Below are 13,125 nucleotides of genomic sequence, written 5' to 3'. Positions count from 1 at the left end.
TCGTTTACCACTGTTTCAAGTCATTCGCCCGACCAGCATCGCCCATGAGCGACAGTGTTAGCGACCTGATCGACCGACTGCACGACGAAGCCAAGCAGGACCGCCCGGCCGCGGAAACCCCCGATGTGGGGATCGTGATGGGGAGTGACTCCGACCTCGAGACGATGATGACCGGCGGCCGGCGGCGGGGTGCTTACGACGCTTTCGTCGACAAACTCGGCTTCGCCGAGCAGACCGACTACGAGAGTGCGCCCGACGAGCGATTCACGTTCGAGACCTACGTCACCTCAGCCCACCGGACACCCGACTTAATGACGGCTTACGCCGAGACCGCGGAGGATCGCGGTCTCGAGGTCATCATCGCCGGCGCGGGCGGCAAGTCCGCAGATCTGCCGAACATGACTGCCTCGATCGCGTATCCGCTGCCAGTCATCGGCGTCCCGGTCCAGGAAAAATCCGTTGACAGCGTCATCGGGATGCCGACCGGCGCGCCGCTCGTCGCCGTCGACGCCGGCAAGTCGTTCAATGCCGCGCTATCGGCCGCTCAGATCCTCGCTCGCCAGCACGACGACGTTCACGACCGGTTGGTCGACTACCACGGGGGACTACGCGAAGGCGTCGGAGCTGTGTCCCGGAAACTCCACGACGAGGGGACGCCGGCGTTCCGAGAGCGCGAGCAGTAACGAGCGCGTCGCGTTCGGGACGGGGACGGTACCGTCTCGACGTCCGGTGGCAGATCTGCCGCGATAATTGTTTCTGAGCGTCGACGCCAGCTTGGCCGAGAACAGGCCCGCTCGAGTGCCTAACGTTATTGGTTCGACGGCGAGTAATATTTCTTTACCGGTCCGACACCTCTCCAGGTATCTATATATAGGATCATGTGACTATTCACATGGGAGTTATTCACGCTGAAATCCCGTTGTAGCCCGTGTTTCCCGCAAAAACAAAGGATCAACCCTTATGTGCGTGCGGTTTGAAGCCTCGAACGTTACCGAGATGAATGATTGGATCGCCATCGGGGCACTGGCGCTCGTTGGGGTACTGATACCGTTCGGGATGATGACGGTATCGTATCTCCTGCGGCCCACGGTTCCCGAAACGAGTAAACGCGCCACCTACGAGAGTGGCGAGATTCCGACCGGCGGAACGCGCATCCGGTTCAATATTCAGTACTACATGGTTGCGCTTCTGTTCGTCGTCTTCGATATCGAGACCGTCCTCCTGTTCCCCTGGGCGGTCGCCTATCAGGATGCGCTCGCGGCGGATATCCCGCTTGCCCGCGCCCTCGGGCCGATGCTGGCGTTCGTCGCCATCCTGCTCGTCGGACTCGCGTGGGCGTGGCGCACAGGCGCGGTACAGTGGGCACGGACACCTCGCCAACTGGACGCTGACAGACCATGAGTAGCGAACAACCACGCCAGCAGATCTACGACAGCACCGCACCGTCGACGGACACCCGCGATTCGCGCATCGGTGAGGGTGCCGACGACCGCTTCAATTCCAAGCTTCGCGAGGCCTTCGGATCGACCCCCTTCATTCTCACGAAGTTCGACAAGTTCATGAACTGGGTGCGGGGCAACTCGATGTTCATGCTCCAGTTCGGGATCGCGTGTTGCAGCATCGAGATGATGCACACCTACGCGATCAAACACGACCTGGACCGCTTCGGGGCCGGTGTGCCGCGTGCATCACCCCGGCAGGCCGACGTGATGATCGTCCCCGGGACGATCGTCTCCAAGTTCGGCCCCCGAATGAAGCGGGTCTACGACCAGATGCCCGAACCCAAGTTCGTCGTCGGCATGGGCTCGTGTACGATCTCCGGCGGCCCCTTCCAAGAAGGCTACAACGTCGTCAAGGGTGCCGAGGAGATCATCCCTATCGACATCCACGTCCCCGGCTGCCCCCCGCGGCCGGAAGCACTCGTCTACGGCATCGCCAAACTTCAAGAACGGATCCGCAACGGCGAGTCGACGCCCGTCGTGGTCAAGCCGTACGAACTCGAGGAGTTCGGCGACCTGCCGAAAGACGAGCTCGTCCAAAAGCTCGCAGACGACATCGACGAAGACGACCTCGTGATGCGCTACAACTGGGCTGATTCACCATGAGCACGGGACTCGAACGACAGCCGGCAGTCGAGGTCACCGAAGACGAACTCGAGGCGATCGTCGGTGATCGCGCGCTCGCACGCGACGATCATCTGAACGCGCCCGGATTCGTCATCCGGCCGGACGACGTTCAGGACGTCCTCAAAGACCTCCGGGACGAGGCCGGGTTCGACCACCTCGCCAATCTGACTGCACAGGAGTATCCAGACCGGTACGAATCGATCTACCACCTCCGGAAGTACGCCGATCCGACACAAGAAGTATCGGTCGTCGTGCCGACCACGACCGACGAGCCAGTTAGCCAGACCGCCGAACCGGTCTTCCGGACTGCCGACTGGCACGAACGGGAGGCGTTCGACCTCGTCGGCATCGACTACGAAGGCCATCCTGATCCGCGACGGATCCTCCTGCCCGAAACCTGGCAGGGCCACCCGCTCTCGCGGGACTACGACCAGGAGAAACCCCAGCTGGTGACGCTGACGGAACATGCCAATCCGATCCAGCCCGACCACCACGACGACGAGTCGGACACGATGTTCCTCAATATCGGGCCACACCATCCGGCGACCCACGGTGTGCTCCACATCGAGACGGTGTTAGACGGCGAAACCGTCGTCGACGTCGATCCCGACATCGGCTATCTGCACCGCTGTGAGGAGCAGATGTGCCAGCAGGGAACCTATCGCCACCAGATCATGCCGTATCCCGACCGCTGGGACTACGTCTCGGCTGGTCTCTTGAACGAGTGGGCCTACGCACGCGTCGCTGAAGACCTCGCGGACATCGACGTCCCCGAGTACGCGCAGGTCATTCGGACGATGGGGGCCGAACTCTCCCGGATCGCCTCACACATGCTCGCGCTGGCGACATTCGCACTGGACGTCTACGGCGACTTCACCGCCATCTTCCAGTATGGGATGCGCGACCGCGAGGTCGTACAGGACATCTTAGAGGACCTGACCGGCCAGCGACTCATGTTCAACTACTTCCGGCTTGGCGGAGTCGCCTGGGACCTGCCCGAACCCCGCGAGGAATTCATCGAGAAGACACGTGACTTCCTCGATGGCCTCCCCGCGAAGGTCGACGAGTACAACGACCTGCTGACCGCAAACGAGATCTTCCAGATCCGGACCCACGACACCGGCATCTTAGAGCCCGAGGTCGCCAAACAGTACGGCTGTACCGGGCCCGTCGCTCGCGGCTCCGGCATCGACTATGACCTCCGCCGGGACGATCCCTACGGCTACTACGACAACTTAGAATGGGACGTCGTCACCGAGGACGGCTGTGACAACTACAGCCGCGTCCTCGTGCGCATGCAGGAAGTCGAAGAATCCGCGAAGATCATCGAGCAGTGTCTCGACTTGCTCGAGGACTGGCCGGAAGACGAACGCACCGTCCAGAGCAACGTCCCGCGGACGCTGAAACCCGACGCAGACACCGAGATCTACCGCGCTGTCGAGGGTGCGAAGGGCGAACTCGGGATCTACATCCGCGCGGACGGCACGGACAAGCCGGGCCGGTTCAAGATCCGCAGTCCGTGTTTCCACAATCTCTCGGCGCTGCCCGAGATGGCCGAAGGGGAGTACATCCCCGACATGATCGCCTCGCTTGGCAGCCTCGATATCGTGCTTGGGGAGGTGGACCGCTAGTATGACTGGTCTGCAGTTTGCGGCCCCGGTCGATACGACGCCAGCGGTGCCGACGGTACCGCTGCAGGATACGGTTTTGCTCCCCGAGCGGATCGGCGAGCTGACCGGCCTCGACGGGTTCGGACTCGGTGGGGAGTTGCTCGCGACGTTTATTGCCGCCTTCATCGTCGGCAACCTGATGCTCGCGATGACCGGCGTCGCGGGACCGTGGGCCAAACGGAAGATCACTGCCGCATTCACCGACCGGATCGCGGTCAACCGGCTCGGGCCGGCAGGCCTCTTTATTATCCTCGCCGACTCCGTCCGGCTCCTCTCGAAGGAGCTGGTCATCCCCGAGAACGCGGATCGGCCGGCCTACGACCTCGCGCCGATCGTCGTCGCGGGGTCGGCGCTGCTGGGCTTTGCCGTCATCCCGATGGGCAGCGGCATCCACCTCGCGGATCCTGAAGTCGGCCTTGCGTACGTCTTCGCCGTCTCGGGGATCGCCAGCCTCGGGCTGGTAATGGCCGGCTACTCGTCTGCGAACAAGTATTCGATGCTCGGCGGGCTGCGTGCAGTGGCACAGAACATCGCCTACGAGATCCCGCTGGTCATCACCGGGATGTCAGTCGTGATCTTCGCCGGCACGCTACAACTGGGCGAGATCGTCGCGGCCCAGCACGAGACGCTGGTGGAGATCGCGGGTATCTCGATTCCGACGTGGTACGCGTTCGTCAACCCCTTCGCGTTCGTCCTGTTTCTGGTGGCGAACTTCGCGGAGGTCGGTCGCAACCCCTTCGACACGCCGGAGGCACCGACCGAGATCGTCGCGGGGTATCAGACCGAGTACTCCTCGGTCTACTTCGTGTTGATCTACCTCGGTGAGTTCCTTCACATCTTCCTCGGTGGGGCGATCATCGCGACGATCTTCCTCGGCGGTCCGGCCGGACCAGGGCCCGCAGCACTCGGCATCGTCTGGTTTATCATCAAGATCTGGGGCGTCTTCTTCGCGACGCAGTGGCTGCGCTCGGCGGTGCCACGCGTCCGGATCGACCAACTGATCGAGATCGGCTGGAAGGGACTGCTCGTCCTTTCGTTCGCTAATCTCGTCCTGACTGCGGTAATCGTGGGGCTGATAGCATGATCGGGATACTCAAATCGATGGCAACGACGATGAAACACGCACTCGACGGCTCTACGTTCACGGTGGAGTATCCGGAGACCGCACCGGACGTCTCGCCGCGATTCCGCGGCGTCCACAAGTTCAGCCAGGAGCGGTGTATCTGGTGTCGCCAGTGTGAGAACGTCTGCCCGAACGATACGATCCAGATCGTCACGAACGATCAACGACAGGGCGAACAGTACAACCTCCACATCGGCCAGTGTATCTACTGCCGGCTTTGCGAGGAGGTCTGTCCCGTCGATGCCATCCTGCTGACGGAAAACTTCGAGTTCACCGCGGACACGAAACACGATTTCGTCTACAACAAAGAGCAGCTGAAAGCGGTACCGTGGTACAAGGACATCGACCCGCTCGCCGCCCGCGAGCCCGATCGGGACGCGTGGGTCGGTGAGGGTGAAGGGGAGGTCGATTATCAGTAACGGGTCCGCCCGTCCCGCAAACGGGCAGTAACTACCAATACATGAACTACGAGCTGATCGCGTTCGCGCTGTTTGCGTTACTTACGCTTGCCAGCGCGGTGGGTGTCGTGCTCATGCAGGACCCGTGGCATTCGGCGCTCCTGCTGGGCGTAGCGCTGCTCAGCGTGGCGATTCATTACGTGATGCTGGCGGCTGAGTTCGTCGCCATGATGCAGGTCCTCGTCTACGTCGGCGGGGTTCTCGTCCTCATCACGTTCGCCGTCATGCTGACACAGCGCGACGAATCCGACACGGACGAGGTGGTACAGGCATGACGACCGGCCCGAAACTCAGACTCGGCAAGACGCTGGTCCCCGGACTACTCGCGGTCGGGCTGTTCGGCGTGATGGCGCTGATCACACTGAACGCGGCCTTCGAGCCGATGACCGCGGCTGCAGGGGCTGGCTTCCCCGCCGACGTCTCGATTACGGCCGAACTCGGCTACGCGCTGTTCGGCTTCGACGAACTCCAACAGATCGGCGGCACCGAACCGTTCCTCGCCGCCGTCTTGCTCGTCGCCGTCGCACTCGACGCCGCACTCGACGCCTCACTCGTCCTCGCGAAACGCGAGGAGGAAGGCGAACCCGTCGCCGCGCTTGCAAGCGCCGGCGAGGAAGCGAGCGCGACTGGCGGACCGGAACCGGCCGTGACTGACGGCGGGACCGATGACTCGAGTACAGCAACGACCGACCGGCACACAGACACTGGAGGTGAGAGCCGATGACCGTCGACGTGCAGTATTACGTGCTGCTGTCGATGGCAGTGTTCTGTATCGGGCTCTTCGGAGTGTTGACGCGTCGTAACGCACTGTTGTTCCTGATGTCCGTTGAACTCATGCTGAACGCGGCCAATATCAATTTGATCGCGTTCTCGTTCTATCACGGCAATCTCACCGGGCAGCTATTCGCGCTGTTTACGATGGCGCTGGCTGCTGCCGAGGTGGCCGTCGGACTCGGGATCATCCTGGTGTTGTACCGTAACTTCCGTGACATCGACGTCACGGTTCCGACGACGATGAGGTGGTAAGATGGCAGCAACAGCAACAGGACCGTTCGGATTCGCACCGGCGATCGCAGTGCTCCCGCTCGTGGCCTTCGCCGTCACGCTGCTCTTTGGGAAGCACTTGCCGAAGAAAGGCGCGCTTCCGGGTATTATCGCGACGGCAGGCTCGCTACTGATCTCGCTCGTGATGTTCGCGGCAGTCGGCGGCGGGAACGCATATCACACGACGCTGTATGAGTGGACGGCCGGCGCGGCCGCAAGCGAGACCGGCGCTGAAGGGATCGCCTTCACGTTCGGCGTGTTGATCGATCCGCTCTCGGCGCTCATGTTGGTGATCGTCTCGCTGGTCGCCTTGCTCGTCCACGTCTTCAGTCTCGGTTACATGAACGCCGAAGGTGAGACCGGGCTCCCGCGGTACTACGCCGAACTCGGCCTCTTTACGTTCAGCATGCTCGCCTTTGTCTTCGCGGACAACCTGCTGATGGCGTTCATGTTCTTCGAACTCGTCGGGCTGTGTTCGTACCTGCTGATCGGGTTCTGGTTCCGCACGGAATCGGCCCCCTCGGCCGCGAAGAAGGCGTTCCTGGTCACCCGCTTCGGTGACTACTTCTTCCTGATCGGGGTCGTCGCCATCGCGGCGACGTTCGGCACGGTCGGCTTCGCCGGCGAGGCCTCGTTCGTCACCGCCGCCGAGACGGCGATCGACGACGGCGCGACGCTGTTCGGCTTCGACGCCCAGACGTGGGTGACGATCACCGGACTGCTCGTGTTAGGCGGGGTGCTTGGCAAGTCCGCGCAGTTCCCGTTCCACACCTGGCTGCCCGACGCGATGGAAGGTCCGACTACCGTCTCCGCGCTCATCCACGCGGCGACGATGGTCGCGGCCGGTGTCTATCTGGTCGCGCGGATGTTCGGCTACTACGCGCTTTCCCCAACGGCGCTTTCGATCATCGCGTTCGTCGGCGGCTTTACCGCGCTCTTTGCCGCGACGATGGGCGTCGTCAAAGACGACGTCAAACAGGTGCTGGCGTACTCGACGATTAGCCAGTACGGCTACATGATGCTCGGGCTCGGTGTCGGCGGCTACGTCGCCGGCGTTTTCCACCTGCTGAATCACGCCTTCTTCAAGGCCTTGCTGTTCCTCGGTGCCGGGGCCGTCATCGTGCTCATGCACCACGAACAGAACATGTGGAAGATGGGCGGACTCAAAGACAAAGCACCCGTCACCTACTACACCTTCCTCGCCGGCGCGCTCGCACTCGCGGGGATCGTCCCCTTCTCCGGCTTCTGGTCGAAAGACGAGGTGCTGTTCGACGCGCTCATCATCGGCTTAGAGCAGCCGATCATCCTCGCGGCCTACGCGATGGGACTGGTTGCGGTGTTCTTCACGGGCTTCTATACGTTCCGGATGGTCTTCCTGACCTTCCACGGTGAGCCCCGCTCGGAGACCGCCGAAGACCCACACCCAGTCGGCTGGCCCATCAAGGTCCCGCTGATCGTGCTAGGGATCCTCGCGACGGTCACCGGGCTCGTGAACATGGCCCCCGTCGCGAAGCTGCTCGACGTCGAGATCACGTTCCTCGAGTTCTGGCTCGACGGTGAGTATGGCTCCGTCGAAGGACTGACCTACCACGCGTACCACGAGACGGTCGCCTTCGAAGAGGGAGTCATCGGCGGCTCCGAGACGACTACCATGCTGTTGAGTGCGGGCCTGTCGCTCGGGCTCGCACTGGCCGGTGCGTTCACCGCACACACGCTGTATAACGTGCCCGAGCCGACCCGCCACATGCAGAAACTCGGCGGGGCGTACAGTCTCCTGCGGCGCAACTACTACCAGGACGAGTACCAGGTCTGGCTCGCGGAGGGCCTGACACTGCCAGTGGCTCGAGCCGCCGACCGGTTCGACCAGACGGTCATAGACGGGCTCGTCAACGGCACGTCGACGGTGAGTCTGTTCAGCAGCAGTTGGGTGAAACGCATCCAGACGGGTATCGTGACTAACTATGCGGCGTTGCTGGTGGGCGGGTTCATCGCCTTACTGCTCGTCCTCGGCTATCTCGGAGGGTGGTTCGCATGATGATTGAAATACTGATCGCGGTTGCACTGGTCGGCGCGTTAGTGACGTTCGTCGCGCCGAATCGCATTGCTGGCAAACTCGCTTTCGCTATCAGCCTCGTACCGACGGCGCTGTCGCTGTGGCTGTTCGCCGCCTTCGATGGCAGCGGCAACGCCTTGCTCGACGGCGAACTGGCGTTCGAATCACAGGCAGCGTGGCTCGAGATCGGCGGCTACTCGATCTCGTGGTTCGTCGGCCTCGACGGGATCAGCCTGCCGCTGGTCGTCCTGACGGCGATCCTCTGTACGCTGGCGATCGTCAGTTCGTGGACGCCGATCGACGAGCGCGAGTCGCAGTTCTACGGGCTGATCCTCTTTATCGAGGCGATGTTGATCGGCGTCTTCTCGGCGCTTGATTTCTTCCTGTGGTTCGTCTTCTGGGAGGCAGTCCTGATCCCGATGTATCTGCTGATCGGCATCTGGGGTGGCCCGCGTCGCAAATACGCCGCCATCAAGTTCTTCGTCTACACGAACGTGGCGTCGCTGGTGATGTTCGGGTCGTTCGTCTCGCTCGTCTTCGGCCTCGGTGACTCGGTCACCTCCTTTGGACTGCCCGAGATCGCGTCGGCGATGCTCGCCGGCGGCCCCGAGGGCTTCTTCGGCCTGAGCGGGACGACGCTCGCGTCGCTTGCGTTTATCGGCATGTTCCTCGGCTTTGCGGTGAAGGTGCCAGTGGTGCCGTTCCACACGTGGCTGCCCGACGCTCACGTCGAGGCTCCCACGCCAGCGTCGATTCTGCTGGCCGGCGTGTTGCTGAAGATGGGGACCTACGCCCTGCTCCGGTTCAATTTCACGATGTTCCCCGACCAGGTCGAAGCCTACGCGGTCCCGATCGCGGCAATCGCCGTCATCAGCGTCATCTACGGCGCGATGTTGGCGCTCGCCCAGACCGACCTCAAACGGATCGTCGCATATTCGTCCGTCTCGTCGATGGGCTATGTCATCCTTGGGCTGGTCGCATACACCCAGTTCGGGGTCGGCGGCGCGACCTTCCAGATGGTCTCCCACGGCCTGATTTCCGGACTGATGTTCATGTCGGTCGGCGTCATCTACAACGCGACCCACACCCGGATGGTCACCGACATGTCCGGGATGGCAGACCGAATGCCGATCGCCGTCGGCGTGTTGATCGCTGGCGCGTTCGGCTACATGGGCCTGCCGCTGATGAGCGGCTTCGCCGCCGAGTACTTCATCTTCTTCGGCTCCTTCGGCTCCGAGTTGCTCGCATACTCGGCCGCTTTCACCTCGTTGGCAATGTTCGGCATCGTCATCGTCGCAGGCTACTTGCTGTTTGCACTCCAGCGGACGGTGTTCGGGCCGTACAACCTAGAAACCGACTACGAGGTCGGCCGCGCCCCCGTCCACGACGTTGCGTCGATGATCGTCCTGCTGGGGCTGATCATCACCCTCGGCGTGGCCCCTGACTTGATCTTCACCATGATAACCGACGCAATCGATCCGATCATCCAGGGAGGTGGGCTCTGATGGCAGTCTTCCAGCTTCCCGAATGGGCGGCACTCGCCCCGGCACTGATCCTGGCGGGAACGGCACTCGTCCTGTTCCTGTTCGATAGCATCAATCCGCGGTCGACGAACCGCCCGCTGCTTGCTGGCACCGCCGTCGCCGGCTCGCTGGCCTCGCTCGCCGTCGCCGTCTGGTTTACCGCCGCCGGCGTCGGTGCGACCGGGATCGAAAACTACGGCGTCGTCGACGTGATGAACGGTCAGTTCATCGTCGACCGGTTGGCGCTGTACTTCATGATCATCATCTCGATCGTCACTGCCCTCGTCGCGGTGGCGAGCTACGACTACCTGCGTGATCACACCTACCAGGCCGAGTACTACTCGCTGGTCGTCCTCGCGGCGACCGGGATGTCGATGATCGCGGCTTCGAACAGCCTCGTGACGATCTTCATCGCACTCGAGCTGACGAGCCTGCCGTCGTACGCGCTGGTCGCGATCCTGAAAGACAACCGCGGCAGCGTCGAAGCGGGGCTGAAGTACTTCCTGATCGGCGCACTGTCGTCGGCGATCTTCGTCTACGGTATCTCGCTGGTCTACGGTGCGACCGGCTCGCTGCAACTCGAGGCCATCGCGGCGAACCTCGGCGCAGCGGGCGAGATGGGCGGCCTGCTCGGGCTTGGCATCCTGATGTTGGTCGGCGGCGTCGCGTTCAAGACCGCCAGTGTCCCCTTTCACTTCTGGGCCCCCGAGGCCTACGAGGGTGCGCCCGCGCCGATCTCGGCGTTTCTCTCCTCGGCCTCGAAGGCCGCCGGCTTCGTGCTCGCCTTCCGCGTGTTCACGACGGCGTTCCCGCTCGAGGCGACGACCGCCGTCATCGGCGTCGACTGGACGGTGGCGTTCGTCATCCTCGCGATCGTCACGATGACGCTTGGGAACTTCGCGGCGGCGACCCAGGAAAACGTCAAACGGATGCTCGCATACTCCTCGATCGGGCACGCCGGCTACGTGCTGATCGGGCTGGCAGCCCTCTCGACTGAGGCCGGCGATCTCGTGATGGGTGCGGCCATGATGCACCTGCTGGTCTATGGCTTCATGAACACGGGTGCGTTCCTGTTCGTCGCGCTGGCCGAGTACTGGGGTGTCGGCCCCACGTTCGCTGATTACAACGGCCTCTCGAAACAGGCACCCTTCGCCTCGGCGGCGATGGCCGTGTTCATGTTTAGCCTCGCCGGCGTGCCGCCGTTCGGTGGCTTCTGGAGCAAGTACTTGCTCTACACCGAGACGGTCAACGCGGCCGCAGATAACACGGTCTTGCTCGTCCTCGCCGCCGCGCTCGTCGTCAACAGCGCGCTCTCGCTGTACTACTACTCGCGGCTGGTCAAGGCCCTCTGGATCGAGGAGCCGATCCTCGATCGGGATCGCCTCACCCAGCCCACCGGTCTCTACGCGGCGATCATCGCCGCCGCCGTAATGACGGTCGTCATCCTGCCGGCGTTCGATCCGATCGCCACCGCCGCACTCGAGGCGGCGGCGGCAGTCGTCGGCTAACGCGACCCGGTAGCTTTTACCCCTCGGGGTCGCAAGCCGCGATAAATGGTTTTCCGGCTCGTGCTCGGTTGTGGGACCATCTGTCGGAAAGTGGCCGAACAGGTCGCCGAGCGCGACGGCCGCGTACTCGTCATCACTGACGATGCAAGCGCCGTGGAGACGTTACGCGACGAGAGTGTGCCCGCCCGGCACGCGGATCCAACCGATCCAGACACCATCGCAAGTGTCGACCGACCGGACGTTATCTTCGTCGCCGGCGACCGAACCGACGGAAATCGGACTGCACTCGAGCTCGCGCGTGAGCAGTTCCCCGCTGTCTCGATCGTGGCCTATCTGGGCGGGCACGCGACGGCGACGGACCGCAGCCAGTTCGCGGAACTGGCGGATCACGTCGTCGACCCGACGGAGGCGATCGCAGACTACGCACTCGAGACGGCGAGTGCGTCGGCCGAAGCGGCCATCGAACTCCGGGCGTCGCTTGCGGGGATCGACGGTCGACTGGCGGTCGTAACCCACGACAATCCCGATCCGGACGCGCTTGCGAGCGCGGTCGCGCTCGTCGACATCGCTGAATCCGTCGGCGTCGACGCTGACGCCTGCTATTTCGGCGACATCTCCCATCAGGAGAACCGAGCGATGGTCAATTTACTCGATCTGGACCTGCAAAACATGGCTCCCGACGACCCGTTGACGGACTATTCGGCGTTCGCGCTCGTCGATCATTCCCGACCCGGCGTCAACGACCAGCTACCGGCGGACCTTCACGTCGACATCGTCATCGACCACCACCCACCTCGCGGGCCGGTTCCCGGCGACTTCGTCGACCTCCGGCAGGAGGCGGGCGCGACCAGCACCGTCCTGACCGAGTACATAGAGCACTTCGATCTCGCGTTCGATCCAGCGACGGCGACGGCACTGTTGTATGGCATTCGAGTCGATACGAACGACTTTACGCGGGAAGTCTCACCGGCCGATTTCCGGGCTGCCTCTGTGTTGTCTCCCCACGTCGACACGTCGTTGTTGCGTCAGATCGAACAGCCGTCGCTCGAGGGCGAGACACTCGAGACGATCGCACGGGCGATCAAAAACCGGATCGAACGAGGGTCGGTCGCCGTTGCCAGCGTCAATCGGATCAGCAACCGGGACGCGTTACCGCAGGCCGCAGATCAACTGCTGACGATGGAGGGGATCGAGACGACGCTGGTCTTCGGGTTCGACGACGAAATGGTGTATCTGTCGGCCCGCTCACGGGCGGCAGATGTCGATCTCGGCGAAACGCTTCGGGACGCGTTCGACCGAATCGGCAGCGCCGGCGGCCACGCCGACATGGCTGGCGCACAACTCGAGATCGGCATCTTGGGCAGTGCCGACGACGAGGAAGAGGTCGAATCGATCGTCAGCATCGTCGAAGAAGTGATTATCAACCGCTTTTTCGAGGCACTCGAGACGCGGCCAGGGGTCCCAGTTGGAGCCTACACACAAACCAGCGAGTGGCTGTTCACCCAGCGCGGTGGGTCGGAAGACGGCGAGTCAGCATAAGGGCATCCGACTCGAGTCGATACCTGTCGAGGTTCGCGGTCGGGGCACAACGTCTTTTGTCATTGTTTTCATACAATATGA

Annotated in this window: 13 protein-coding genes; all 13 read left to right on the top strand. The window is 62.8% G+C overall.

All coding sequences use genetic code 11. The annotated features are described in order from the left end of the window. Positions 1–44 precede the first annotated feature (44 nt). The 13 genes from C476_RS03635 (at position 45) to C476_RS03575 (ending at position 13,044) form a co-directional block, all read left to right on the top strand. Positions 45–683 (top strand): AIR carboxylase family protein, encoded by a 639-nt coding sequence (locus C476_RS03635; protein ID WP_008009968.1) that lies wholly within the window; start codon positions 45–47, stop codon positions 681–683. Positions 684–996: 313 nt separating this feature from the next. Next, positions 997–1,401, top strand: coding sequence for an NADH-quinone oxidoreductase subunit A (locus tag C476_RS03630; protein ID WP_049911582.1), 405 nt, complete (start codon positions 997–999; stop codon positions 1,399–1,401). Further along, entirely contained in the window at positions 1,398–2,105 is a 708-nt protein-coding gene (locus C476_RS03625; RefSeq protein WP_008009965.1) for an NADH-quinone oxidoreductase subunit B, read from the top strand. Before C476_RS03630 ends, C476_RS03625 begins: the two co-directional genes overlap by 4 nt. After that, complete coding sequence (locus tag C476_RS03620) at positions 2,102–3,757, top strand: NADH-quinone oxidoreductase subunit D (RefSeq protein WP_008009963.1); 1,656 nt, start codon at positions 2,102–2,104, stop codon at positions 3,755–3,757. The genes C476_RS03625 and C476_RS03620 overlap by 4 nt, the downstream gene beginning before the upstream one ends. Position 3,758: 1 nt before the next feature. After that, positions 3,759–4,880 (top strand): complex I subunit 1/NuoH family protein, encoded by a 1,122-nt coding sequence (locus C476_RS03615; RefSeq protein WP_008009961.1) that lies wholly within the window; start codon positions 3,759–3,761, stop codon positions 4,878–4,880. After that, positions 4,877–5,338: a NuoI/complex I 23 kDa subunit family protein gene (locus tag C476_RS03610; RefSeq protein ID WP_008009959.1), complete on the top strand. Its 462-nt coding sequence runs from the start codon at positions 4,877–4,879 to the stop codon at positions 5,336–5,338. The genes C476_RS03615 and C476_RS03610 overlap by 4 nt, the downstream gene beginning before the upstream one ends. Positions 5,339–5,379: 41 nt before the next feature. Then, positions 5,380–5,652: an NADH-quinone oxidoreductase subunit J gene (locus tag C476_RS03605; protein ID WP_008009958.1), complete on the top strand. Its 273-nt coding sequence runs from the start codon at positions 5,380–5,382 to the stop codon at positions 5,650–5,652. Then, positions 5,649–6,101, top strand: coding sequence for a hypothetical protein (locus tag C476_RS03600; protein WP_008009956.1), 453 nt, complete (start codon positions 5,649–5,651; stop codon positions 6,099–6,101). The genes C476_RS03605 and C476_RS03600 overlap by 4 nt, the downstream gene beginning before the upstream one ends. Continuing rightward, positions 6,098–6,403 carry an NADH-quinone oxidoreductase subunit NuoK gene (gene nuoK, locus C476_RS03595; protein ID WP_008009954.1) on the top strand — a complete coding sequence of 102 codons (306 nt, stop codon included), beginning with the start codon at positions 6,098–6,100 and terminating at the stop codon, positions 6,401–6,403. The genes C476_RS03600 and nuoK overlap by 4 nt, the downstream gene beginning before the upstream one ends. Before the next feature lies 1 nt (position 6,404). After that, positions 6,405–8,456: an NADH-quinone oxidoreductase subunit L gene (gene nuoL, locus C476_RS03590; protein ID WP_008009952.1), complete on the top strand. Its 2,052-nt coding sequence runs from the start codon at positions 6,405–6,407 to the stop codon at positions 8,454–8,456. Continuing rightward, complete coding sequence (locus C476_RS03585) at positions 8,453–9,979, top strand: complex I subunit 4 family protein (RefSeq protein WP_008009949.1); 1,527 nt, start codon at positions 8,453–8,455, stop codon at positions 9,977–9,979. Before nuoL ends, C476_RS03585 begins: the two co-directional genes overlap by 4 nt. Next, positions 9,979–11,505 carry an NADH-quinone oxidoreductase subunit N gene (locus tag C476_RS03580; RefSeq protein ID WP_008009948.1) on the top strand — a complete coding sequence of 509 codons (1,527 nt, stop codon included), beginning with the start codon at positions 9,979–9,981 and terminating at the stop codon, positions 11,503–11,505. The genes C476_RS03585 and C476_RS03580 overlap by 1 nt, the downstream gene beginning before the upstream one ends. Positions 11,506–11,550: 45 nt before the next feature. Continuing rightward, positions 11,551–13,044 (top strand): DHH family phosphoesterase, encoded by a 1,494-nt coding sequence (locus C476_RS03575; RefSeq protein WP_008009946.1) that lies wholly within the window; start codon positions 11,551–11,553, stop codon positions 13,042–13,044. The last annotated feature ends 81 nt before the right edge of the window (positions 13,045–13,125 follow it).

Source organism: Natrinema limicola JCM 13563, from assembly GCF_000337475.1.
Taxonomy (GTDB): domain Archaea; phylum Halobacteriota; class Halobacteria; order Halobacteriales; family Natrialbaceae; genus Natrinema; species Natrinema limicola.
Note: the sequence above shows the minus strand (reverse complement) of the source record. Positions and strands in the feature narration are given on the sequence as shown.